At 58.8% G+C, this 23,070-nt stretch carries 21 protein-coding genes and 1 tRNA gene; 11 read left to right on the plus strand and 11 right to left on the minus strand.

Annotated elements, in window-relative coordinates; translation table 11 throughout:
• Positions 1–47 precede the first annotated feature (47 nt).
• Entirely contained in the window at positions 48–1,106 is a 1,059-nt protein-coding gene (locus tag QP995_RS08050) for a Cj0069 family protein (protein WP_016423287.1), read from the minus strand.
• A gap of 363 nt (positions 1,107–1,469) precedes the next feature.
• Here QP995_RS08050 and QP995_RS08055 point away from each other — a divergent pair, with 363 nt between their 5' ends.
• From QP995_RS08055 to QP995_RS08065, 3 genes are all read left to right on the plus strand, one after another.
• Positions 1,470–2,354: a sulfurtransferase gene (locus QP995_RS08055; RefSeq protein ID WP_070545931.1), complete on the plus strand. Its 885-nt coding sequence runs from the start codon at positions 1,470–1,472 to the stop codon at positions 2,352–2,354.
• Between the two features lie 418 nt (positions 2,355–2,772).
• Positions 2,773–4,560 carry an acetyl/propionyl/methylcrotonyl-CoA carboxylase subunit alpha gene (locus tag QP995_RS08060; RefSeq protein ID WP_042388874.1) on the plus strand — a complete coding sequence of 596 codons (1,788 nt, stop codon included), beginning with the start codon at positions 2,773–2,775 and terminating at the stop codon, positions 4,558–4,560.
• Between the two features lie 117 nt (positions 4,561–4,677).
• Positions 4,678–5,079: a hypothetical protein gene (locus tag QP995_RS08065; protein WP_042388876.1), complete on the plus strand. Its 402-nt coding sequence runs from the start codon at positions 4,678–4,680 to the stop codon at positions 5,077–5,079.
• A 30-nt stretch (positions 5,080–5,109) separates the two neighbouring features.
• Here the strand turns inward: QP995_RS08065 and cobF are convergent, their stop codons facing one another.
• Together cobF and QP995_RS08075 are read right to left on the minus strand one after the other, a co-directional pair.
• Entirely contained in the window at positions 5,110–5,958 is an 849-nt protein-coding gene (gene cobF / locus QP995_RS08070) for a precorrin-6A synthase (deacetylating) (RefSeq protein WP_016423291.1), read from the minus strand.
• The gene (locus tag QP995_RS08075; protein WP_016423292.1) at positions 5,909–6,190 is read right to left on the minus strand and encodes a cg0963 family protein; all 282 of its coding nucleotides are present in this window, start codon (positions 6,188–6,190) and stop codon (positions 5,909–5,911) included. Before QP995_RS08075 ends, cobF begins: the two co-directional genes overlap by 50 nt.
• Before the next feature lie 275 nt (positions 6,191–6,465).
• Between QP995_RS08075 and QP995_RS08080 the strand changes: the two genes are divergently transcribed.
• Both QP995_RS08080 and QP995_RS08085 read left to right on the plus strand, forming a co-directional pair.
• A tRNA-Arg gene (locus tag QP995_RS08080) sits at positions 6,466–6,538 on the plus strand.
• A 197-nt stretch (positions 6,539–6,735) separates the two neighbouring features.
• Positions 6,736–7,596 (plus strand): siderophore-interacting protein, encoded by an 861-nt coding sequence (locus QP995_RS08085; RefSeq protein ID WP_016423293.1) that lies wholly within the window; start codon positions 6,736–6,738, stop codon positions 7,594–7,596.
• Between the two features lie 14 nt (positions 7,597–7,610).
• Here the strand turns inward: QP995_RS08085 and QP995_RS08090 are convergent, their stop codons facing one another.
• Complete coding sequence (locus QP995_RS08090; RefSeq protein WP_070545928.1) at positions 7,611–8,186, minus strand: RDD family protein; 576 nt, start codon at positions 8,184–8,186, stop codon at positions 7,611–7,613.
• A gap of 281 nt (positions 8,187–8,467) precedes the next feature.
• Here QP995_RS08090 and QP995_RS08095 point away from each other — a divergent pair, with 281 nt between their 5' ends.
• On the plus strand, positions 8,468–9,103 hold the full coding sequence (locus QP995_RS08095; protein WP_016423295.1) for a hypothetical protein: 636 nt from the start codon (positions 8,468–8,470) through the stop codon (positions 9,101–9,103).
• A gap of 187 nt (positions 9,104–9,290) precedes the next feature.
• On the opposite strand, the gene gcvT is transcribed toward QP995_RS08095, so the two are convergent.
• The 6 genes from gcvT to QP995_RS08125 all read right to left on the minus strand — a co-directional run bounded on the left by gcvT (position 9,291) and on the right by QP995_RS08125 (position 17,177).
• Complete coding sequence (gene gcvT, locus QP995_RS08100) at positions 9,291–10,463, minus strand: glycine cleavage system aminomethyltransferase GcvT (RefSeq protein ID WP_016423296.1); 1,173 nt, start codon at positions 10,461–10,463, stop codon at positions 9,291–9,293.
• A 279-nt stretch (positions 10,464–10,742) separates the two neighbouring features.
• Complete coding sequence (locus QP995_RS08105; RefSeq protein ID WP_016423297.1) at positions 10,743–12,395, minus strand: monocarboxylic acid transporter; 1,653 nt, start codon at positions 12,393–12,395, stop codon at positions 10,743–10,745.
• 2 nt (positions 12,396–12,397) lie between these two features.
• The gene (locus QP995_RS08110) at positions 12,398–12,775 is read right to left on the minus strand and encodes a DUF485 domain-containing protein (RefSeq protein WP_070437585.1); all 378 of its coding nucleotides are present in this window, start codon (positions 12,773–12,775) and stop codon (positions 12,398–12,400) included.
• Between the two features lie 226 nt (positions 12,776–13,001).
• Positions 13,002–15,455: an HAD-IC family P-type ATPase gene (locus QP995_RS08115; protein WP_284853095.1), complete on the minus strand. Its 2,454-nt coding sequence runs from the start codon at positions 15,453–15,455 to the stop codon at positions 13,002–13,004.
• A gap of 41 nt (positions 15,456–15,496) precedes the next feature.
• Positions 15,497–16,249 (minus strand): enoyl-CoA hydratase, encoded by a 753-nt coding sequence (locus QP995_RS08120; RefSeq protein WP_016423300.1) that lies wholly within the window; start codon positions 16,247–16,249, stop codon positions 15,497–15,499.
• A gap of 61 nt (positions 16,250–16,310) precedes the next feature.
• A complete protein-coding gene (locus QP995_RS08125) occupies positions 16,311–17,177 on the minus strand; it encodes an aldo/keto reductase (RefSeq protein WP_284853096.1) in 867 nt (288 codons plus the stop codon).
• Between the two features lie 133 nt (positions 17,178–17,310).
• Between QP995_RS08125 and QP995_RS08130 the strand changes: the two genes are divergently transcribed.
• From QP995_RS08130 to QP995_RS08145, 4 genes are read left to right on the plus strand one after another with little or no spacing between them, the layout of a single operon-like run.
• The gene (locus tag QP995_RS08130) at positions 17,311–17,574 is read left to right on the plus strand and encodes a helix-turn-helix transcriptional regulator (RefSeq protein WP_070545920.1); all 264 of its coding nucleotides are present in this window, start codon (positions 17,311–17,313) and stop codon (positions 17,572–17,574) included.
• A 2-nt stretch (positions 17,575–17,576) separates the two neighbouring features.
• Positions 17,577–18,146, plus strand: a complete 570-nt coding sequence (locus QP995_RS08135; RefSeq protein ID WP_070545918.1) for a hypothetical protein — start codon at positions 17,577–17,579, stop codon at positions 18,144–18,146.
• Between the two features lie 60 nt (positions 18,147–18,206).
• The gene (locus tag QP995_RS08140) at positions 18,207–19,112 is read left to right on the plus strand and encodes an ABC transporter ATP-binding protein (protein WP_070545916.1); all 906 of its coding nucleotides are present in this window, start codon (positions 18,207–18,209) and stop codon (positions 19,110–19,112) included.
• The gene (locus QP995_RS08145) at positions 19,109–20,374 is read left to right on the plus strand and encodes an ABC transporter permease (protein ID WP_070549881.1); all 1,266 of its coding nucleotides are present in this window, start codon (positions 19,109–19,111) and stop codon (positions 20,372–20,374) included. Before QP995_RS08140 ends, QP995_RS08145 begins: the two co-directional genes overlap by 4 nt.
• Before the next feature lie 92 nt (positions 20,375–20,466).
• On the opposite strand, the gene QP995_RS08150 is transcribed toward QP995_RS08145, so the two are convergent.
• The gene (locus QP995_RS08150) at positions 20,467–21,453 is read right to left on the minus strand and encodes a ribokinase (RefSeq protein ID WP_284853097.1); all 987 of its coding nucleotides are present in this window, start codon (positions 21,451–21,453) and stop codon (positions 20,467–20,469) included.
• A 109-nt stretch (positions 21,454–21,562) separates the two neighbouring features.
• On the opposite strand from QP995_RS08150, the gene QP995_RS08155 reads away from it, so the two are divergent.
• On the plus strand, positions 21,563–23,044 hold the full coding sequence (locus tag QP995_RS08155) for a carboxyl transferase domain-containing protein (RefSeq protein WP_284853098.1): 1,482 nt from the start codon (positions 21,563–21,565) through the stop codon (positions 23,042–23,044).
• Positions 23,045–23,070 lie beyond the last annotated feature (26 nt).

Raw genomic sequence — 23,070 nt, forward strand, 5'->3', positions numbered from 1 at the left:
AAAGCAAAAACCGCACCAATTTGGTGCGGTTTTCCTAGCTGTTGAGACTACTTGTTAGCAGCCTCAACGCGCTTGATGGCCTCCTGAGCAACAAGCTCCTGGATACCCATATCCAGCTCGGAGGTGAAGCCAACACAGGAGCAGTTGATCTCGCCGAGAACGTAGGTGTCCTCGCCGTTCTCGCCGTCTGCCAGCATGAAATCAGCGGTCCAGATCAGCGGGATATTGTCGCCACCGAGGTTCTCGGCAATGACCGGGCGAGCCTCAGCAAACATGTCGATGAGGTCCTGCCACTCTTCCGGCTTGTTGTAGGTGTACTTCGCGCCAGAGAACAAGGTTGCGGAGAAAGCGTCGCCGCCCTCGGCCGGCTTCTTGTGAACCACGAAGACCGGGTGCGGGCCGACCAGCAGAATGCGAATTTCGCCTTCGGTGATGCGCGGCATGAAGCGCATGTCCACAAGCATGCCGTTATCGCCGATGATGTACTGGTCGCAGAAATCCATGAACTCGCCGAGCTCACGAGTCTCAGTGTGATTGTCCACGGCCTCGGTGCACTTCAGCTTGGTGTTTAGCGGCAGCGGGGTGCCCGGCTCAACGTTCTTAGCAACCTCTTCGTCAGCGATGCGCACGCGCCAGATGCCGGATCCGGTGGAGCCACGGTTCTGCTTAAGGACGCGCTCGCCGTAGGACAGGGAGGTCGGGAAAGTGCTGTGGAATGCCTCGACGTCGTAGTAAGCAGCGGTGTCAGACGGAACCAGGTCAGTATCCTTGAGCTTGACCAGTGCGTCCTTTGCGCCGTAGGCCATCATCTCGCCCGGGGTGGACATACCAACCAAACCAGCGACCGAGAGACTGGTCAGAAGCTCGAAGTAGCCCCTCTCACCACCCGGGATGTTGCCCGGGTTTACGCGGGAGATGTAGCCGTCGAAGTTCTGGGAGACGTAGTCGTACAGGTCGTCCTTCCACTCCGGTCGGTAGTAGACGACCTCAGCGGACCAACCGGCTTCGCGGATAGCGTTGACGATTGGCATGGTGTCCTTGCGGTGTCCGTCGAAGTACTTGTCCGAGCCGCCCTCGATCTCGAATACAACAATGTTCTTGTGCACAGGCACTCCTTTTAAGAAAATACATGGACTTCCGGCACTCAATTGTCTCCGTAACGCAGCGAATACCCAGGCAGATAGCCCATTTCAGCCCATTTTCCAGTGATACGAATCAACACAGTTTTTGCGCTAACTCTCAGCTAAATTTTAGGGCACTACCTGGACTCCAAGCGCGCTGAAAACACTGCTTTTACCCCCAACTGTGAGGCGTATCCCAGGGTGGCCGCGGACGCAATTGTTGCCGTCGGAAAGCGCTCACACTGGGGACTATTCCGCCGTTCGCCACGCGACCCGTAAACTAGATATGCAATCGACGATAAACGTCAGAAAGTCCCACCCACCCAACTTGCGCCAAGGGAGTATCCGATGGCTGTTCCGCACGACCCGCACCCCCAGTTCCAGCAGTACGCCCACCCTGAGCGCCTCGTCTCTAGCTCCTGGCTTGCTGCCCGACTGGGCTCTCCCGGTCTGCGCGTTGTTGAATCCGACGAGGACTCACTGCTTTACGACATTGGACATATTCCGGGCGCGGTTCGCATCGACTGGCATCACGACCTCAACGATCCTGTGCGCCGCGACTATATCGACGCCGAAGGCTTTGCCGAGCTCATGCGCGAGAAGGGTATCTCGCGGGACGACACCGTCGTAATCTACGGCGACAAGTCCAACTGGTGGGCCGCCTACACACTCTGGGTTTTCGAGCTTTTTGGGCATCCCGACGTGCGTCTGCTTAACGGTGGCCGCGATGCCTGGATGACTGAAGAACGAGACACGAGCTTCGAGGTCCCCAATTACCCACGCACTGACTACCCTGTCGTCGAGCGCGACGATAAGACAATGCGTGCCTACTTCAGCGATACACGTGAGCTCATTGGAAAGGCTCCGATTATCGACGTGCGCACTCCGGAGGAGTATGCCGGTGCACGAACCCACATGGTCGATTACCCACAGGAAGGCGTCCTGCGTGGTGGCCATATTCCAACCGCGGTAAACATTCCATGGAATCAGTCCGTTCACCCGAACTCGCGTTTCCGCGATCGCGAAGAGCTCGAGCAGATTTACGCGCACGTCCAATTTGAAGATGAGGCGATTGTCTACTGCCGCATCGGCGAGCGCTCCGCGCACACTTGGTTTGTACTGCACCATCTCCTCGGCCACGAGAATGTTCGCAACTACGACGGCTCGTGGGTTGAGTGGGGCAATATGATTGGCATGCCCATTGCCCACGGTTCGGAGCCGGGAAGCCTGTAGGCGATCGATGCAACCGGTGGGCGCTTCCCCCACCGTTTTCCGGCGTCCGCGACTGGCTCTACATCGGAGATTTAGTTTCCCCCTGCCGCCCCCGATCAAGGGGGCGGCAGTTGCACTCTTGGGTGATAATTTTAACCACAAACCTAGGTTTTTGGGCGAAAAATAGCCACTTCAGCTGCCCCCACACTCACTTGAACGCTGCTCAAGACCACAATCCCTACCCCCTTATGTAGCGAGCAATAAGAGGTTGCTTACCGCACCTGTGACACAATGGAGACATTGGGTCACACGCTGTTAGCTACCGCGTGGTTAACCGTATTGCGGTTCACCACTCAGTTAACTGCAGTGCTGCTTGTGATTCCTACAAATGACTGTCGCAACCTGCCCCGAGGGCCAATTCTCGGGGTGCCCACGAAAAATGGAGGATTTCGTGTCCGAGCAGACCACTGAAAAAATCACGAAGGTTCTCGTCGCCAACCGTGGCGAGATTGCCGTTCGCGTTATTCGCGCTGCGAAGGACGCAGGCATTCCTTCCGTCGCCGTTTACGCCGAGCCGGATGCGGACGCTCCTTTCGTGACCATGGCGGATGAGGCTTTTGCTCTCGGTGGCACCACTTCCGCTGAGTCGTACCTAGTCTTCGACAAGATTCTGGACGCCGCAAAGAAGTCCGGCGCTAATGCCATCCACCCGGGCTACGGCTTCCTGTCGGAGAACGGCGACTTCGCTGAGGCTGTTGAGAACGCTGGCCTGATCTGGATTGGCCCGTCACCAGAGTCCATCCGCGCCCTGGGCGACAAGGTCACCGCTCGTCACATCGCGCTGAAGGCTGACGCTCCAATGGCTCCAGGCACCAAGGAGCCAGTTAAGGATGCAGACGAGGTCGTCGCGTTCGCTAAGGAGCACGGTCTGCCAATCGCCATTAAGGCCGCTTTCGGTGGCGGTGGCCGCGGCATGAAGGTCGCACACAAGATGGAAGAGGTCGCCGACCTCTACGAGTCCGCTACCCGTGAGGCCGTTGCGGCCTTCGGTCGCGGTGAGTGCTTCGTAGAGCGCTACCTGGACAAGGCACGCCACGTCGAGTGCCAGGTTCTCGCTGATAAGCACGGCAACGTCGTTGTCGCCTCCACCCGTGACTGCTCGCTACAGCGTCGTTTCCAGAAGCTCGTCGAGGAAGCACCCGCTCCGTTCCTGACCCCAGAGCAGGATGAGCGCCTGCGCCAGTCCGCTAAGGACATCTGCCGCGAGGCTGGCTACTACGGTGCGGGCACCGTTGAGTACCTGGTTGGCGCTGACGGTCTGATTAACTTCCTCGAGGTCAACACTCGTCTACAGGTGGAGCACCCGGTCACCGAGGAAATTACCGGCCTCGATCTGGTCCGCGAGCAGTTCCGCATTGCTGAAGGCAAGGAACTGTCCATCAAGGAAGACCCGGAGATGCGCGGTCACGCTTTCGAGTTCCGCATCAACGGCGAGGACGCCGGCAGCAACTTCATGCCGGCTCCGGGCACCATCACCAAGTACGTCGAACCGTCCGGCCCGGGTGTCCGCATGGACACCGGCATCAAGGAGGGCGACGTCATCGGCGGCCAGTTCGACTCCATGCTGGCCAAGCTGATTGTTTGGGGCGAGACCCGCGAAGAGGCCCTACGCCGCTCCGCTCGTGCTCTGTCCGAGTACCAGGTTGAGGGCCTGGCAACGGTCATTCCGTTCCACCGCCACATTGTGGAGAACCCGGCGTTTGTCGGCGATGGCGAGAAGTTTGACGTCTACACCAAGTGGATTGAAGAGGAATGGGACAACCCGATTGCTCCGTACGACGGTGACTCCGACGCTGACACCGACACCGTTCCGGCTCAGAAGGTTGTCGTCGAGATCGACGGTCGCCGCGTCGAGGTAGCCCTGCCGGGCGACCTGGCTCTGGGCGGCGGCAACGCTGGTGCCAAGAAGAAGAGCAAGAAGAAGCGCGCTGGCGGTTCCAAGAAGGCCGCTTCCGGTGACGCTGTGGTTGCTCCGATGCAGGGCACCGTCATCAAGGTCAACGTCGAAGAGGGCCAGGAAGTCTCCGAGGGTGACACCGTGGTTGTCCTTGAGGCCATGAAGATGGAAAACCCAGTCAAGGCTCACAAGGACGGCGTTGTCACGGGTCTGGCTACCGAGGCTGGCTCAGGTGTCGGCAAGGGCGATGTCCTGATGGAACTGAAGTAGTTCTAAAGCTCTAAGCGGGGCTGGTTGCGATGGGATTCGCAGCCAGCCCCGCTTGATTCTTTTCAGCCCCTCCCCCGGCGCCCTTAAACACTGTTCAGGACGTCTAGAGTGGACGGTATGGAACCCATGGAAGTAAATGCCGGCCGCTTCTACTGCCGTCCGCTGCGCCACGATTCCCGCGTCGATGACGCCCCGGTCGCAACCCAATTACTCACAGAATTGGCCCCTGACTCCGTCGCCGAGTTCCTTCGGAACTCCACCACCGAGTGGGAAAACGACACCGCCTACCGCTTTGCGGTTGCTGAGCAGACGAACGTCGAGATGCTCGCACTAGCAACCGTCGAGGTCATCAATGCCGACCACGTCAGCATCACCGTCCGTCCCGCAGGCGATCCCGCACGCGTGTTGCCTAACGACGATCAGGTCCTCACCAAGGTAACCGTCGCCGACGGCGTCGAAGCCGCCGAAAAAGCCCTCCACCGGTGGGCAGAGGGCTTCTTGGGCAAGAAAGTCAGCTAGCCGAACTGGCACCGCTACGACTGCTCAGTCCTAGGCGCCGGAACGCAGCAGGTAGATATCCATAATCCAACCGTGCTCCGCACGGAGCTTCTTTTTCAGCTCCGCAATCTCTTCGCCGACGTCGCCAACGCGACCACGGCGGAGCGTCTCCAGCTCCGTTCCCAGGAATGCACCCCAGAGAATCTCTTCCTCCGGGTCCGCGTGCTCGAGCCAGGCTGCACCGCCATCGAGCATCACCACCGCATCCATGCCAGGCGCACGCTCCCCCAGGCGCCGACCAGTGGTAATCAATACCGGCTTACCAATCTGGTTCAGGCACTCTCCATGCGCTGCGGTCAGCGCGGAAATCGCCGTCACACTGGGGATAACTCGCGAGCGCACGTCCAGCCCAAGGTCGCGGACGCGCTGCAAAATCCGCAATGTTGAGTCATACAAGGAGGGGTCACCCCAGACCAAGAACGCACCGCGGCGCTTGCCCTCTCGTCCGAGGTGAGCGACGAAGGCGTCGGCAAGCAGCTCTGCACGGCGCTGATGCCAGTCACGGACGACTGCGCCGTAGTTATCGGGCGTGCGGTCACGTGGCGGGTCGGGAACGGTAACGAGTTCGACATGCGGCGCATGCTTATCGACGATCGCCTGTCGCGCAGCCAACAAGTCCGCTTTGGCATCACCCTTGTCGAGAGCAAAAACTACGTCGACATCAGCAAGAGCGCCGATAGCCTCGAGCGTAATGTGGCTCGGACTACCGGCGCCGATTCCGATGACGTCTACATCGACATATCCGCTGTATACAGGGCTCTCGGCCTGAGTGCGGGCGGCGTCGTTTCGACTAGTGATTGGTCGGATCTCCCTCGTAACCGAACTGTTCAGCCATCTCATCTGGAGACAGGCCAGCCATCGAACCCTGGAGGTTAGCCGAAGCGGCCTGCTTCAAGTAAATCTCGCAAGCGTTGGCCATGTACTTGGAGTCGTACACGTTCATCTCCAGAATCGGAGTCAAAGAGCCATCATCTTCCATGCGCGAAACCAAAAGGTGCGGCTTGTCCGAGTCCGTGGTCATGGAGCACTTAATCTTGACACCGTTGACATCCGTGAAAGTTGGCTTAATCATATTGTCATCCTCCTCCAAAACAGCGACCGGAAAATAAGTAGCGCTGTTGCGACCGCAAGCGCAAGAAAGTCGCTCGTTATAAACCATGTTAGCCAGATTCCGGGCGGCACCGCCGAGCACAAAAGCACATGGGGGTAATAGCGAGCTTCCTGCATGTTTGCGTGTCAGGTCGAGGACCCAATTGCCACTAGAGCTCGCAGATGCGTTAAAGTGATGAAGTAATTTTCCGGCCGCCGAGAATGTGTTTTCACGGCTGTTTTACCCGGAAGATGATTGCCCTAGTAGCTCAGTGGATAGAGCACGGCTCTCCTAAAGCCGGTGTCGGAGGTTCGATTCCTCTCTGGGGCACAAATACCCTCGTGACCTTTTACATATAGGGCGCGAGGGTTCTTTGTTTTTCTCACGACCGGCCACTACGCCCCCTCCTGAGAACGCATCACCCAGCAATTTCCAGAAACACTTGTGTTAGGCTTACCTAATCACGTGGCGTGTAGACTTCCGCCAGTACAAAACAGCCCAAGACTTGTTGAAGGACAGTGACAACTATGGCTGGCCTAGCTAAAGCAGCAGCACCGAAGCGTAAGCCCCGTAAGGCACACGAGGCAACAGTTACTGGACGTCGCCAGATTTCCCCAGACCTTGTTCGTTTGAGCATGAACTCGCCTGCATTTGTGGGCAAGGAGCTGGAGTTTACCGACCATTACATCAAATTATTGTTTGTGCCAGAGGACGCTGATTACTCCTGGCCGTTCGATATTGCGAAAATTCGCGCCGAACAGCCGCGAGACAAACTGCCAATCACCCGCACATACACTCTGATTAATGTGGACTCCGAAACCGGCGACTTTGACGTCGACTTCGTCACCCACGGCGATTCCGGCCTGGCTGGACCGTGGGCACGCGTAGCCGAAATCGGAGACAAGCGTGGCTTCTTAGGGCCAGGAGGCGCATGGGGACCTGCAGCAGAATATGAACACTTTGTACTCGCCGGAGACGAGTCCGCAGCGCCAGCTATCAGCGCCGGACTGAAGCACCTCCCAGCAGGCACGACCGCAACCGCATACATCGAAATCGAGTCCGAAGATCGGAAGTTTGAGCTCCCAACCCGAGAGGGTGTGGAAGTCCATTGGGTCCTCCGCAACGGCGCAACCCACGGCACAGAGCTATCCCGCGCAGTGCGCGAGGCGGGCATTCCAGAAGGTAAGAAAACTAGCTGGTTCATCCACGGTGTCGCCGAGATGATCAAGGAATTGCGCCGCTTCCTCTTCGTCGAATCTGAGATCCCGAAGAAAGACGTTTCCATTTCTGGCTACTGGCGTATCGGTATGACCGAAGACCAGTGGCAGTCTTCTAAACGAGAATTCAACGCTGAGGTTGAGGCCGAGGAGGAAAGAGCCAGGGCCTGACGCTTGCTCGAACGTTAGCGCTCGCTACGCCTTTCAACAACGACGCGTTTTCCTGCCAACCAGTCGAATGGGTGCCAGCGGCAAACAGCAACCCAAATCATCAGGACACCAAAAAACAGTTCAACGTTTGGCTCAAAACCCGTAGGCAAGAAAATCAGCGACAATAGGTAACAATTACGTACCGCTGCCCGCCAACCTCTGTGCCAAGAATCGTCTCCTGATTCGAGCTCCGATGTTCCCTCTGGCTGAGCGACTTCGAACGGAGTTGCCCCAGAGTCTGCTTTCCGCGCTGGAACAACGTGTAGCAAAAATGCGCTTTTACCAAACGTCTGTTCACCGCGAGCCTCTGCAACCACGCGCACAAAGAAAAAGACAGCTGGGAATATGACACCATACAAAATCCTGAACTCTGGCGGACTCGGCAGCGCCCAGTTCGCCATGGCTGCTTCCCACGCAAGTTTGCCAAGTGCCATAATGATGGCAACAAAGATTCCTACAAGGAACGAATCCAGTATCCACGCGCCACTGCGCCGAGCGAACAAATCCGCATTACTCTTTACGGGGAATCGATTCGGGGTGCGCCGATACATGGGACACACGCTATCAAAACCACTTATGACTTCACAGACGAATTGCCTTTCCCTACCGCACCCGTTCTGCCACGATTAGAAGCATCCAGTATGCAAATCGAAAAGTCGACTGTATAGTTTCCGGTTGAATCAACCTATCTATTGGATGCCAGCTCCTTCCATGCCAGTAACTCGGCAAGTAAACCTACAGCTGGCACCCCCAGTGGTTTTTCAGGAGACGCCGACCCAGAAAGCCGGGAATTAAACCACGCAACGCAGGCCCGAGAAGCCCAGAAAGTGAGATGGATGTGAATACGCGAACTCAGCTGTCAGCTGTACAGCACCCTCAACTCACTACTAGCCGGCGCAATCACCGCCGGCACCTGGCGCTGGCCTGCTGCTTCCTCACCTTCGCAGCCACGGCCACCAGCTGCGCCAACAACGAAGGCGAGGAGGTTGCCGCGACGCAAACCTCGTCGTCAAGCTCGCTTACTACGGCGTCGTCGACAAGCTCGCCGACGACGACGGGACCAAAGGTTCGAGAAGGCGGTACGCCGCGCATCGGGCAGCTGTGCCCGAACCAGACCGGCGAAATACGAATGAGCGCCAACGGCCAGAATCTTGAATGCGCACAAGTCGGCGAGCAGGAGGTGTGGACGGTGCTGCAGCAAACCCCCGCGAACCCGACATCGCAGCAAATGTGGATCTCCACTACTTCGACGACCTCTGAGCCACAGCCTCAGGAACCTGAGCCGACGACTCCGAGCGAGAGCACAACGGAGACTAGTGAGACGGAGAGCTCGACGACCTCTGATTCTTCCACGCCGCCCGATACTTCAACGACTCCGACTACCTCCGGCGAGCCGACGGAATCGGAATCGGAGCAAGACGAGCAGCCAAGCGAAGATAATCAAGGGCTCACCGGCCTGTTCCGCTAGGTTCGTCTCGGACGGCGAGGTTCGTCGGCTCGGGACTTAGTTAGGTGAGGTGCGCTAGCTCGCCCTAAAACACCAAAATCCGCTGCAAAAATTCTGCAGCGGATTTTTTTATTTACCCAACAGATACGAAGAGACGAGCCTGAACAGATCTGAGCCCGCCACAATGCGGCGGAGCACCCGGGCTCCCCTACTTGCGGTGACGGCGATTGTAGAACGGCGTCGGAACGACGGTGGCGGTAATGTCGGCGCCTTCAACGGTCAGCTCCGTGCCAGTGGAGGACTGCCAACGCTGAACGTATGCAAAACCGATGGGGTGACCCAAAGTCGGCGACACCTTGGCGGAAGTCAGCACGCCAACCTCGTTACCTTCCGCATCAATGAGCTTGGTGCCACGCTTCGGAGCTTCATCACCGGAGAAACGCAGACCAACCAGTAGCTCCTTCGACTGCGGACGATTAATCAGTGCGTTGCGACCAATAAACTGCCCCTTGGTCGGCCCCATGATGGACTTCAGGCCGGCCTCCAGCGGAGTGCGGTCTCGAGTCAGCTCGTATCCATAGAGCGGCATACCGGCCTCAAGACGCAGGGTGTCGCGGCAGGCCAGACCACACGGCAGCAGGCCGAGGTCAGCGCCGTTGTCAGCCGGATCCTCCGGGTTTTCCACCTTGCCACCTGCTGCAATGATTGCACGCCAGACCTCGACGGCGCGGTCAGCCGGCGGGAAGATCTCGAAGCCGTCCTCACCGGTGTAGCCGGTTCGGGCGACAATCATTTCCACACCTGCGACCTCGAGCAGAGTGCAAGAGTAGTAGTTCATGCCATCGAGAGTCGCGTGCAGATCCTGTGGCAACAGACGGCGCAGAAGCTTCGCAGCCTTCGGCCCTTGAATGGCCAGGAGCACATTCTTGTCATTCATGCGCTCAACCTCGACGTTGTAGCCACCAACGCGCTCGCGCAGCGTCGAGTACACATCTTCAGCGGCTGCGGCATTCTGCACCAGCATGAATTCGTGACTACCGAGGCGGTAAATGATGAGGTCATCAATAATGCCGCCGTCTTCCTGCACAATCATGGTGTACTTGGCACGACCCAACGCCAGCGGCTTGATTGCCGAAATCAGGGAGTGTGCAAGGAACGCCGCCGCATCCTCACCAGTGACGCGGATGATACCCATCAGCGACAGGTCGAAAACACCAACGGCCTCACGCACTGCGTTGTGCTCTGCAATTTCCGAAGAGTAGCGGAACGGCACTTCGTAGCCACCAACATTGCGCATTTCTGCGCCAAGGCTTACGTGCTCATCATGCAGGGCGCTACGGAAAGAATTGTTGTTCTCAGAAGCGCCAGAATTGTCAGTCATACACACTCCAATTATTGCGGTGGGGCAAACCAGATTGTTACCTTCCCACCTTATATCTAAGACTCCGTGCTCGCTTCCGCGAGCCCCTGCGGAGCCAGGGCAACAGGCCCGTCCATTAACTATCATGCACTGATTCGCACACGCTTGACGACGACCCCGCGGCCACCACAAAGGCCCCGCTACCAGTGACGATAACGGGGCCCTTGCATTTGTCTATTCAGTTAATTGCGATTGGCTGAGCTGTTCGGGCAGCGTTGCCAGCCAAGGACGCAGTGGTTATTAGTGATCAACCGCAGCCTCGGTGCCAACACCGGTCAGGGAGCGAACTTCCATCTCAGCTGCCAGGTCATCGAAGTTATCCGGCTTGCCCATGTAGGTGGCGATGATGCCAGCCAGGAACGCCAGCGGGATTGCGAGCAGACCCGGCGAGGTCAGCGGGAACCAGGAGAAGTCAACCGACGGAATCATCGAGGACTCGCTGCCGGAAACTGCCGGGGAGAAGATAATCAGAACCAGCGAGGCGATGACACCGGTGTACATGGAGGCAACTGCGCCTGCGGTGTTGAAGCGCTTCCAGAACAGGGACATCAGGATGGTTGGTACGTTTGCGGATGCTGCCACTGCGAAGGCCAGCGACACCAAGAAGGCGACGTTCTGCCCCATGGCCAGGATGCCGAGGATAATGGCGACAACGCCCAGCACGATTACGGTAATGCGGGAGACACGAACCTGCTCGGCTTCCGTGGCCTGTCCCTTGCGGATCACGGCCTGGTAGAGGTCCTGGCCGACAGACGCGGAAGCGGTAATTGCCAGACCAGCGACCACGGCCAGCACGGTAGCGAACGCCACTGCGGAAATCACTGCCATGAAGATGGAGCCACCGATTTCGAAGGCCAGCAGCGGAGCTGCAGCGTTGGCTCCGCCCGGGGCGGCGTTGATTCGGTCCGGACCAACAAGTGCGGCGGCGCCGTAACCGAGTACCAGGGTCAACAGGTAGAAACCACCGATGAGGATGATTGCCCAGGTCACGGACTTACGAGCTTCCTTTGCAGTCGGCACCGTGTAGAAGCGCATGAGCACGTGCGGCAGACCAGCAACACCGAGGACCAGTGCCAGGCCCAGAGAGACGAAGTCCAGCTGCTGAACGAAGGAGCCGCCGTACTTCAGACCCGGCTCAAGAATGGCGGAGGCTTCGTAGCCCTTCTCGGCGATGTGATCCGAGCTCGCGTGCATGTCCACTGCGTCCTGCAGGAGCTGGGAGAAGTTACCCTTAACGCCAACCAGGATGATCAGGGTCATGATGATGACAGCACCGACCAGCAGGACGGCCTTAATCATCTGCACGTAAGTCGTGCCCTTCATACCACCGATGAGAACGTAAGCAACCATGATGATGCCGACGACCGCGACAACGATGGACTGCTGAGTGGAGTCGTGAATGTTGAGCAGCACGGCGACCAGGGAACCTGCACCGGCCATCTGCGCGATGAGGTAGAACAGGGTCACCGCGAGGGTCGAGATAGCAGCCGCAGTACGTACCGGGCGCTGCTTAAGACGGAAGGACAGCACGTCGGCCATGGTGAACTTACCGACGTTACGCAGCGGCTCTGCAACCAACAGCAGCGCGACCAGCCAGGCTACGAAGAAGCCGATGGAGTAAAGGAATCCATCGTAACCAGTCAGCGCGATGGCGCCGACGATACCGAGGAAGGAAGCCGCCGAGAGGTAGTCACCCGCAATGGCAAGACCGTTTTGGGTACCGGAGAACTGTGCGCCACCGGTGTAAAAGTCTGATGCTCCCTTGTTTCCGCCCTTGCCCACTCGAGTAACGATGAACATGGTCGCAACAATGAAGGCGACGAAGACCGCGATGTTGAGAATCGGGTTACCTGCTGCTGCAGTGTCATCTGCAGCAAAGAAACTAGTCAGCATGCCTATGCCTCCTTCTTTGCGACGATTTCAGCGATTTCTCCGCTTTCCAGTGCCTCGCGCAGCTCTGCCTGCATCGGCTCAAGCTTCTTGTTGGCGAAGTTGATGTACACCCAAGTGATGGCGAAGGTGGTCACGAACTGAAGCAGACCAAGGACGATGCCCAGGTTGATATTGCCCAGTACGGGAGTCGCCATGAGATCCGGCGCGAACGTCGCAAGCAAAACGAATGCGATGTACCACACCAGACCTGCGACGGTCATCGGGATGGCGAAAGAACGGAATGTAGAGCGGAGCTCTTGGAACTGCGCTGAGTTTTGCACGTAGCGGTACTCGGCCGCCTGTGGCTTATGCCGGTCTGTCGGCAAGGGAGTTGCGGACACGGGCTAATCCTTTCCAGGAAGTTATGCAGGTGTTCGTAATGAGGTTCAGCACAGCCACCCCGAGGGTGTGCCATGCACCACATTTTTCATTATGTGTGGAAACAAAGTTACCTGGAACACAGTTAGCAAAGAAGTTAAATGCGACTAACTACTTCTCAGCGAGCCTTAAGGCACCCCCAAAAACGCCATTACCTGCATACTTAGGCGCCGTTTTTACTACCCCCATTTACGCCGTTGTACTCGTGTTCTCCGCTTCTTCCGGCAATGGCTTACTCTGACGCCACCACCACAGCGCTTCGATAATGACCGCGCCGATGGCCCCCACGATCAGCGCGGGAATCAACAGCTCCCGCCCTACCCAGTACAGATTAAGCACTGTGGCCACTGAACGAACCGAGAAGATGAACAGGTAGGCTCCTGCCGATACCGCCAGCAACAGAACCTTCCACCAGGTGTATGGCCTAGCCACGACCACCAAAACCCAAAATGCCGAAACAATCAGCACAATGAGGGTCGCAGTAGACGCCTCCCCTCGTGCCGCATCGCTGGCGTCGACTCCCGGGTTTGCCCACAACCAAAACATGAAGGTCAACAACCCCACCGTGATGCCCGCCGGTATCGCTAAGCGCAACACGCGCCGTACGAAACCATCGCGCGCACGCTCCAAGTTAGGAGCCAACGACAGCACGAAGGCCGGGATTCCAATCGTGAACCATCCCGTAATGGTCACATGAATCGGCTCGAATGGATAATCCATCCCCCACAGCCCCACAGCCAGCGCCAGCACCACCGAGTAGATAGTCTTCGTCAAGAAGAGGTTGGCCACGCGCTCGATATTGCCAATGACGCGACGCCCCTCCGCCACAATCATCGGCATCATGGCGAAGCGATTATCCAACAGCACCAACTGCGCAACCGAACGTGTCGCCGGCGCCCCATCCCCCATAGCCACGCCCAGGTTCGCCGCTTTCAGCGCCAGCACATCATTGACACCATCACCGGTCATCGCCACATGATGCCCCCGCGACTGCAGCGCATGAACCATATCGCGCTTATTCTCCGCCGTGACACGGCCGAAGATCTGCCGCGACTCCACAATGTCTGCGAACTCGTTGCGGATCTCGGTGGGCTTGGCTTCGCTATTCTCATCGCGGCTGACCGGAAGCTCAGACGCATCGACAGGATTGTTAGCCCCCTCCATTTCCAGCTCACGTGCAACAGCCCCCACGGAGCGGTCATTGTCACCAGAAATGACCTTGACCTCGATGCCTTCTTCATAGAAGTAGGCCACCGTGTCCGCCGCATCGGAACGCACCTTCTGCCCCAGCACGACAAGTGCGACTGGCTCCAACTCCACCTCGCCACTCTTCCGCAGCGCACCGCCGGGCAGGTCATCTGCCCCAACTGAGGTCCGCGCGAGCAGGAGCACACGAAGTCCTTTCTCCATAAGCTCCCGAGCTTTCTGCATGCCGACCGCGGAGTCGTCGACAAGCACATCGGGCGCGCCGAAAACCCACGTCGCACCGCCGTGATACGTCAGCGCCGACCACTTATTCGCCGAGGTAAAGGGGCGGGTTTTGGTTTGTTCATGCTTTACGACGTCCCCTGCGTCCGCAAGTCCATCGAGCAGTGCACGAGCCGTTGCGTTGGGGCGATCGTCGAGCTTGCACAGATCGATGAGTGCGGAGTCGACCTCATCGCGGGAGGTACCGTCACCCGATACGATGTCGACTTCCACTAGCTGCATCGCATTTTCGGTGAGCGTGCCAGTTTTGTCGACACACACGGTGTCGACACGCGCGAGACCTTCGATGGCGGGCAACTCATTGACCAGCACGCGATGTCGCCCCAAGCGCACCACCCCAAGGGCAAATGCGATGGTGGTCATGAGGACAAGCCCCTCAGGGACCATGGGCACCAGCGTGGCGACCATCCCCAGCAGCGCATCGTTGAAATCATCGCCGGCGACAAAGAGCTGCGTATAGATTGCCAAGGCGCCGACGGGAATGAGAATCCAGGAAATGTAGGTCAGGATCTTGTTGATGCCGCGGAAGAGCTGGGAATCAGTCAGCGTGAATTTGTTGGCCTCAGCTGCGAGCTTGGCGGCGTAAGCCTCCTTGCCCACTTTGGTGGCCTGATATCGCGCCGACCCCACCACGACCGAGGAACCCGAGTAGACCATGTCCCCAACGCTCTTATCGACGGCATCGGATTCACCGGTGAGAGAGGACTCATCGACAGCCACGTCAGAGGCGTAGCGGAGAATACCGTCAACGACGATTTGGTCACCGGGACCAACCTCGATGAGATCGTCGAGGACGACGGACTCGCGGTCGATCTCGCGAGCAGGCTCCCCGTCGCGAATGACCATGGGTTTTGCACGGCCGACAATGGAAAGCTTGTCCAGTGTGCGCTTGGCACGCAGTTCTTGGATGATGCCGACGATAGAGTTGGCGATAATCAGCAGACCAAAGGCACCGTTGACGATTGAGCCGGTATAGAGCACGACTGCGAATAAAACAGCGAGAATACCGTTAATCCGGGTAAACACATTGGCACGGATAATGTCCCACACACTGCGCCCGGATGTTGGCGGCAGCTCGTTGACGTGCCCCAACTCGATGCGTTGCTGGACCTGCTGTTGAGTAAGACCACTGTCGGGAGTTTTCCACGAGCCCATGCCTGCCTACCCTATTCGCCTAATTGCTGAACCTATTCGACCTATTTGCCAATGAAATTTGGTTCGCGCTTTTCGGCTCGCGCCTTCGATGCCTCCGCAGCATCCTCGGAAGCCCACACCGTGTTGTAGAGCTCCTGCTGGTAGTCCTTCAACGGGCTATGCGTCTCATCGTCGTTGAGCACTGCCTTGTGGTAGGCCAGCGACAGGGGCGCGTAGGTGGCGATACGAAGCGCTACCTCCTCCGCCTTGTCCGGACCACCGAGGTAGGAAGCCAGACCGCAACCGCGGGCGGCTTCCTGATCCATGCGCTCGGCCGCCAACAGAATAGTGCGGGCACGGGCACCGCCGACGAGGACGCGCACGCGGCGAATTGTCCAGGCATCGACAGCGATACCGAGCTTGACCGGCGGAATCATAAACCAGCCGCGCTCACCCACGACGCGCAAATCGGCCGCCATCGCCAGCTGCATCCCAGCGCCGACAGCCGGCCCCTGCACATCCGCTATAACCACCAGACGGCTGGCCTCGATTGTGCGCAGCATTCGACGGAGCTGTTCGTGGAAGGAATCTTCATGGTGCTGGCCACTCAGGTCGGCGCCCGCACAGAAAGCGCGGCCTTCGCCGCGCAGCAGGATAACGCGCTGCTCTGGAACCTCAGCGGCAGCTTCCACCGCATCGGCGATGTCACGACACACGTCGGCAGTCAGGGAGTTGCGCTTATGATCTCGGTCGATGGTGATAGTGACAATTGCGCCGTCGGCTTCGACGCGGATTTCAGATGCTGGGTTCGTCATAGCATTTAGGCTACCCGCGAAACACCAATAGTGATGGGGCTATAAGCAAATCTAAATTCGCTTATTCGTTGCCGAATACCCGCGGGTCGCCACTCAGGCGCCCGTCGGCACGCGCCATCGACGCAATCGTTTCCATGTCCTCGTCGGTGAGCTCAAAGTCGGTGACCTGAAAGTTCTCCTTGATGCGCGACGGCGTGCCCGACTTCGGGATGGCCACGATGCCACGCTGGAGGTGCCAGCGGATAGCAACTTGGGCGGGAGTTTTACCCAGGCGGTCTGCGATTTCAGCAATCGGCGAGCCTTCAAAGTACTTCGCACGTCCCAGCGGCGACCACGCCTGCGTGACGATGCCGCGGCGACGATCATCTACAACCTGCTCATCCTGCGGGAACTGCGGATGCAGCTCAATCTGATTGACCACCGGAACCTCGGAGAGCTGGTCGAGGACCTCTGGGTAGAAGTTCGCCACACCAACCGAGCGAATCAGCCCCTCGCGCTTGAGCTCTAGCAGCGTGTCGAAGCACTGCCCAAACGTCCCCTGCTTCTCCACCGGCCAGTGCACAAGCACCAGGTCAACATAGTCAAGGCCGAGCCGCTCCAAAGATGCCTGCACGGATTCGCGCGTCGCCGCCGCCTCCTGCGCATCGTTCCAGACCTTCGTGGTCACGAAGATATCTTCACGCTTTACGACGTTCGCAGCGACCGCATCAGTAATTCCCTGCCCAACTCCACGCTCATTGCCATAGAGCGATGCGGTGTCGATGTGACGGTATCCGAGCTCCAGGGCATAGCGCACGGATTCACGCGCTTGCTCATCGTCGAGCTTGTAGGTACCAAACCCCAGAATCGGGATGGCGTTACCATCAACCATTTCCACGTTGACAATTCCGGTTGTCGCTGCATCGTACTTCAGATCGAGTGTGGTCATGCCAACCGAGTGTACGGACTGAAAATTTTTTAGATTTTTTCTGCCCCGCTGACCTGCGATTTAAAAAAGTGATTGCCATTCATTTTGTTGCAAACGGTTGACGGAACGTTGCGTTTATACAACACTTTGGGGTGTGTCCCCAAAGATTAAACCCAAAGAACAGATATTCAACAGAATTTCAGTGCTGCGGGCAGAACACGGACTCAGCCGAGCCGAACTAGCCAAACAAGTAGAGGTCAATCCTCAAACGATTGGTGCGTTGGAGCGAGGTGACCACTACCCCAGCCTGGATCTGGCATTTCGTATCTGCGCGGTGTTCGATCTCCCCGTTGAGGCGGTGTTCTCTCGCGAGGAATTCAAGCCCATGTCCTCTGCCCTATACCGAAAGGAAAGCTAACGATGCCAACTATTCGGACTGAAAACGCAACACCGAGCTTTTTCGAGAAGCTAGAAGCTCGGCGCGAAGCGAAGTACACAAAGCGCGTCGAGCAGATGTCGAGCTGGCTGCCCAAATGGCGCAACCAGGCGGCGCGGCGAAAGCTGGTCATCGCATTCGAGGTATGCCTTGTGCTGATGCTGATTAGTGGCATCGCGCTTCTCGGCACTCTGACCGATATTTTCCCGGGCTGGCTTTCTCTGCTCTGGCCAGTGATTTCCCTCATTGTGATTGTCGTCTGGACCAGCCTCAACATCACAGTCGACATGGTCGACAGTGCACCCACCTCACTGCTGGACGAGTACCAGCAAGAACAAATTTTGAACCTGCGGGGGCTGACATATCGCTGCTTCATCTACTTCGGCCTAGTGTCCTTCCTCGCTCTAGTTCTGGTGGGCACCTATGTTCTGAACGCGCAGCCTGACTGGGGACACTACATTCCGTACAGCTTCGGAATCTTCGGAATTATCGCTTTCCTTTACATTTCCTCGCTTCCCACCGTCGTCTATGCCTGGAACCTGCGGGACGACTAGCACTGGCTCAAAAAACTCACATCCCTCCTCTGCCCTTCACTCCTCAATCTAAGGATCACCATGAACAGCCTCATTCTTGACGGGCTTGAGAAGTCCTACGGAGACCTGCAGGTTCTCCGTGGCATGAGCTTCCAAGTTCACCCTGGAGAAATCTACGGCTTCGTCGGCTCTAACGGTGCCGGCAAGACCACCACCATGCGCATTGCCCTCGGCGTGCTGGCCACCGATAAAGGCGAAGTGCGCATCGGCAATACCCCGATGAATGACTCGCTGCGCCGCACGATTGGCTACATGCCAGAAGAACGCGGTCTCTACCCGAAGGCTGAAGTCCGCAAGCAGCTGATCTACTTTGCTCGCTTGCACGGTGTGCCCACCAAGCGCGCGGAGTCCAACGCCGACAACTTGTTGGCGCGCCTCGGTCTCACTGAGCGCGCCAACGACAAGGTCGACACGCTCTCGCTCGGAAATCAGCAGCGAGTGCAGCTGGCCGCCTCCCTCGTCCACGACCCGGAGGTACTCGTCCTCGACGAGCCCTTCTCCGGCCTCGACCCAGTTGCGGTCAAGGTGATGAGCTCCGTACTCAAGGAGTACGCCGACCGAGGCACCCCGATTGTGTTCTCTTCCCACCAGCTCGATCTCGTTGAGCGTATGTGTGACCGCGTCGGCATCATCCGCGACGGCCGCATGCTCGTGGAAGGCACCGTTGATGAGCTCCGAGCACGTGGTCCACGGGCTTTCGTCGTCAAGCTCGATAGCGCGTCCCAGGATTGGGCGACCTCTGTCGAAGGCGTAACAAGCGTGGAGCGCGAGGCCCACGGCTCCACCGTCGTTCACCTCGATTCCGACGCCCCAGCCGACACCGACCAGAAGCTACTGCACAGCGCAATGGCAGCGGGAACGGTCCGTTCGTTCGGACCTCTGCAAATTCCACTTACCGAGCTCTACCAGGAGGCCGTACAGCAATGAGCACCAACACTTACAACGCCTCAACGGCCGTCAAGACCGTTTTCGTCCGCGAACTCCGCGAGCATCTACTGAAGAAGAGCTCGCTGATCACGCTCATCATCATGGCAGTGGCGGTCGTCGGCGGTATCTTCGTTGCCGACTACATGACTTCCAAGTCCGATAATGACGCTGTCAAGATCGCGGTCGTCGGAGAAGCGCCGTTCGCGGACTCTCTCGCCGACGCCACCGCCGAAATGAAAGATGCTGAAGGTGCGGATGCCGCAGCCGGCGCATTTGCCACGGCATCACTGTCACCGTTGGAGATTACGTCCGCGGCAGACGACAAGGCCGCTCGCGCTGCCGTCACCGACGGTGATGCCGACGCCGCTCTCGTCCCCGACACCGCAGAAGGCAAGGAGGGCTCGTGGAAGCTGCTTGCCGACGACGCCCCATCCTGGCTAGCCCCAATGCTGCAGGAGTCGCTGCAGAAACAGAACGAAGCCATGCTGCTCAGCGAAAACGGAATCAACCCCGGCGAGTTTTTCTCCAAGACTCAAAGCGCAGCCGTGTCGGTGGAATCCCTGGATGAAGCAAAAGACGAGAAGATGCCTGCGATGCTCATCACGCTAATCGGTGTGATGGTCATGATGACCGCCATCCTCGTCTTCGGTGGCGCAGTGGCCACCAGCGTCATCGAGGAGAAGTCCTCCCGTGTCATCGAGATCATTCTCTCGACAGTCCGCCCGGCGCACCTGTTGGCCGGCAAGATCCTCGGCGCCGGTCTGGCCGGCATCATCATGATGAGTGTGCTGACCGCCAGCGCCGCAGTTGCCCTCATGATTACCGGATTGGCGGAGAGCTTCGATGTCCCGTGGTCCGCAGTCTGGCTGCTGGTCCCGTGCTTCATCCTCGGTTACTTCTTCTTCGCCGCGCTGTATGCAGCCTCCGCATCACTGGTCAGCCGTATGGAAGATTTCCAGGGCGCACAGATGCCGGTACTGGTGTTCTCGCTGATTACGATGTATGTTCCGCTGTTTGGCTGGAGCAAGCTGGACTCTACCGTCATGCAGATTGCCTCGTGGATTCCGCCGGTTTCCATCACCACCGCTCCGTTGCAGTATGCCGTTGGCAATTTCTCCGCACTCCAGTTGGTTGCCTCACTGCTAATCATGGTTGTGGGAGTAGCCGCAGTCATCGCACTCGCAGCCTGGATCTACCCGCGCAATGTCCTGCGCACCGGTGCCGCGGTCAGCTGGAAGAAGGCCCTAACGGCCAAGAGCTAGCCCCAGCCCTGCCCAAAAAAGGAGCGTGGCCCCCTTCGGCCGCAGTCACCTAAACCGAATACTCGTCAATCGCGTAGTTTGCTCAGCGCACCTTATAGACCATGGTCCGCCGCAAACTTCGCGATTTTTCCTGTCTCGCCATAGGAGGTCTGCGCCCCCACGCCTGTCGCCGCATGAGCCGAGACCACCGCCGCAAGACGAGCTGCCGTCACCACATCATCGCCCGCGGCCAACGCGGTGAGGACCGTACCCATGTACGCATCACCGCAGCCCGTGGTGTCCACGACCTCGATGGGCAGCGCTGGAATGCGAGTGACTGCCACCTCGCTTTCCGACGTCCTCAAGACCGCAGACCCCTCCCCGCCAAGTGTGACAATGGCCGTGGAAATCCCGTGTTCGTCGGCAAGCACGCGCCCAACCGCATCCCACTGACCGTGCTCGCAACCGGCGACCGCGCGCTCGGAGCCGATGATGGCTGCGAGTTCGTGCTCGTTGACAATGAGGACATCGACCAGCGCGAGCAGATCCTCACTGACCGCCCGAATCGGCGACAGGTTGAACACCACCGGCACACCCGCATCGTGGGCAATCTGTGCGGCGGCCAGGACAGCCTCATCACAAATCTCCAGACACAGACCGAGGCACCCAGCCCGCTGAATCTTGTCCGCATGACTGCGCACCATCTCAGCATCGACTTCACCATTGGCGCCAGCGGAGATGACAATGAAATTCTCCGCCGCATCATCAACGACAATCATGGCTGTACCAGTGGCAGAGTCGACGGTCTCAACTGCAGAGATGTCCACGTGAGCGTCGGTAAGCGCGTCGCGCAGCAACTGCGCATTGGGATCCGAACCGACCGCGCCGACCAGTTCCACGGCCGCGCCCAGTCTTCCAGCCGTCGCCGCCTGATTCGCCGACTTACCGCCCGGCAGAATGCGCAGAGGACTGCCCTCGATAGTCTCGCCACCATGCGGCAGGCGCTTCACGGTGACAGTCAGGTCTGCGTTGATGGAACCGACGACACATACGTTTGGCCTCTGTTCAGCCAGCTCGGTGAGGCGCTCAGTAATCGGCATTGGTTCGACTCCTCGGTAGTGCGGACACGTTTTTTTCCGACAATAGCGCTACCCCTTTCCGCCCACCATCAACTAAGCCGGTTTACCCCTTGTTTACTACCGTGGAGGTATGGCTAGAATCAGCGCCCAACAAGTAATAGATACCGTCCTCGACCACGGAAGTTTCACCTCCTGGGACGGCGCGCCCGAGCATGGCAACATCGACGAGGCCTACCGCGGCACACTGTCCCGAGCCTCTGAGAAAACCGGTCTCGATGAGGCCGTTATCACCGGTGAAGGCACCGTCGGCGGCAAGCGCGTCGCCGTCATCTGTTCTGAGTTCGGCTTCCTCGGCGGTTCTATCGGCGCCGCAACCGCTCGTCGTATTATTCGCAGCATCGAGCGCGCGACTGCGGAGCAGCTGCCCCTGTTGCTCTCCCCGACCTCGGGCGGCACTCGCATGCAGGAGGGCACTGCGGCGTTCGCGCTCATGATCTCTATTACCACCGCAGTGGCGCGCCACAAGGATTCTCACTTGCCATTCCTGGTGTACCTGCGCAATCCCACCACCGGTGGTGTCATGGCGTCGTGGGGGTCGGCAGGCCACTTCACCTTCGCAGAGCCCGGCGCACTTCTCGGCTTCCTCGGCCCGCGCGTCGTCGAGCTCGCTACCGGCGAACCCATGCCCGAAGGCATTCAGACCTCCGAGAACCTGTTCAAGCAGGGCATTATCGACGGCATCATTCCGCTCGAAGGTCTGCGCGGCGCTGTCCGCCGCACCATCGACGTGCTTGCCGACGGAGACCCCAGCGAACCCACCCCACCGCCAGTAGCAGCCATTGATGGTCGCGATACCTGGGAAGCTATCCTGCGCACCCGCGATACTTCTCGTCCAGGTGGCGGCGACATTATCGATGCCCTTGTCGACTGCTCCGTGCCGATCTCCGGCACTGGCGATGGCCACAAGTCGCTGTCGGTCCGGGCTCGCCTGGCGCGGATTGGTGAGCGGCCGGTGATTCTGGTCGCCCAGGATCGCCATAACCAGCCGCCGCTGGGCACGCATCCAATGGGGCCTGGCTCACTGCGTTTTGCCCGCCGTGCGATGCGCATCGCGGAGAGCCTGAACATTCCGCTAGTCACGGTCATTGACACCCCAGGCGCTGAGTTGACCAAAGACGCCGAGGAAAATGCCATGGCCGGCGAGATTGCCCGCACCTTGACCACGCTGGTGAACTTGAAGGTTCCGACCGTGTCACTCATTCTCGGCCAGGGCTGCGGTGGCGGTGCGCTGGCCATGCTGCCCTCTGACCGCGTGCTGGCAATGCACGATGCCTGGATGTCTCCGTTGCCGCCGGAGGGCGCTTCGGCGATTATCTACCGAGACACCGAGCATGCCCCGGAAATGATGGAGGAGCAGGGCGTTGGCGCCGAGGCCATGCTGAAGACCGGGGTCATCGACGAGATTGTGGCCGAACCTGAGGATTCGTCCGAACTGCCCCGCCGTGCTCTGAGTGCTATCGAGCACGCCCTCTGGGAGCTGGAGAAGAATCCGGCTCGCGTTGGCCGTGAGCAGCGTTTCGACCACTACCGTCGCTTCGCGCTGAGCGAGTAAGGGGGCTGGGGCCTGGTGTGGGGCTG

Source organism: Corynebacterium sp. MSK032, from assembly GCF_030232065.1.
GTDB classification, from domain to species: Bacteria; Actinomycetota; Actinomycetes; order Mycobacteriales; family Mycobacteriaceae; genus Corynebacterium; species Corynebacterium jeikeium_D.

Coding starts and splice junctions, on each gene's coding strand:
- QP995_RS08055 (WP_070545931.1), top strand. CDS start 1,470: ATGGCTGTTCCGCACGACCCGCACCCCCAGTTCCAGCAGTACGCCCAC.
- QP995_RS08060 (WP_042388874.1), top strand. CDS start 2,773: ATGGAGGATTTCGTGTCCGAGCAGACCACTGAAAAAATCACGAAGGTT.
- QP995_RS08065 (WP_042388876.1), top strand. CDS start 4,678: ATGGAACCCATGGAAGTAAATGCCGGCCGCTTCTACTGCCGTCCGCTG.
- cobF (WP_016423291.1), bottom strand. CDS start 5,958: ATGAGATGGCTGAACAGTTCGGTTACGAGGGAGATCCGACCAATCACT.
- QP995_RS08075 (WP_016423292.1), bottom strand. CDS start 6,190: ATGATTAAGCCAACTTTCACGGATGTCAACGGTGTCAAGATTAAGTGC.
- QP995_RS08085 (WP_016423293.1), top strand. CDS start 6,736: ATGGCTGGCCTAGCTAAAGCAGCAGCACCGAAGCGTAAGCCCCGTAAG.
- QP995_RS08090 (WP_070545928.1), bottom strand. CDS start 8,186: ATGTATCGGCGCACCCCGAATCGATTCCCCGTAAAGAGTAATGCGGAT.
- QP995_RS08095 (WP_016423295.1), top strand. CDS start 8,468: ATGGATGTGAATACGCGAACTCAGCTGTCAGCTGTACAGCACCCTCAA.
- gcvT (WP_016423296.1), bottom strand. CDS start 10,463: ATGACTGACAATTCTGGCGCTTCTGAGAACAACAATTCTTTCCGTAGC.
- QP995_RS08105 (WP_016423297.1), bottom strand. CDS start 12,395: ATGCTGACTAGTTTCTTTGCTGCAGATGACACTGCAGCAGCAGGTAAC.
- QP995_RS08115 (WP_284853095.1), bottom strand. CDS start 15,455: ATGGGCTCGTGGAAAACTCCCGACAGTGGTCTTACTCAACAGCAGGTC.
- QP995_RS08120 (WP_016423300.1), bottom strand. CDS start 16,249: ATGACGAACCCAGCATCTGAAATCCGCGTCGAAGCCGACGGCGCAATT.
- QP995_RS08125 (WP_284853096.1), bottom strand. CDS start 17,177: ATGACCACACTCGATCTGAAGTACGATGCAGCGACAACCGGAATTGTC.
- QP995_RS08135 (WP_070545918.1), top strand. CDS start 17,577: ATGCCAACTATTCGGACTGAAAACGCAACACCGAGCTTTTTCGAGAAG.
- QP995_RS08140 (WP_070545916.1), top strand. CDS start 18,207: ATGAACAGCCTCATTCTTGACGGGCTTGAGAAGTCCTACGGAGACCTG.
- QP995_RS08145 (WP_070549881.1), top strand. CDS start 19,109: ATGAGCACCAACACTTACAACGCCTCAACGGCCGTCAAGACCGTTTTC.
- QP995_RS08150 (WP_284853097.1), bottom strand. CDS start 21,453: ATGCCGATTACTGAGCGCCTCACCGAGCTGGCTGAACAGAGGCCAAAC.
- QP995_RS08155 (WP_284853098.1), top strand. CDS start 21,563: ATGGCTAGAATCAGCGCCCAACAAGTAATAGATACCGTCCTCGACCAC.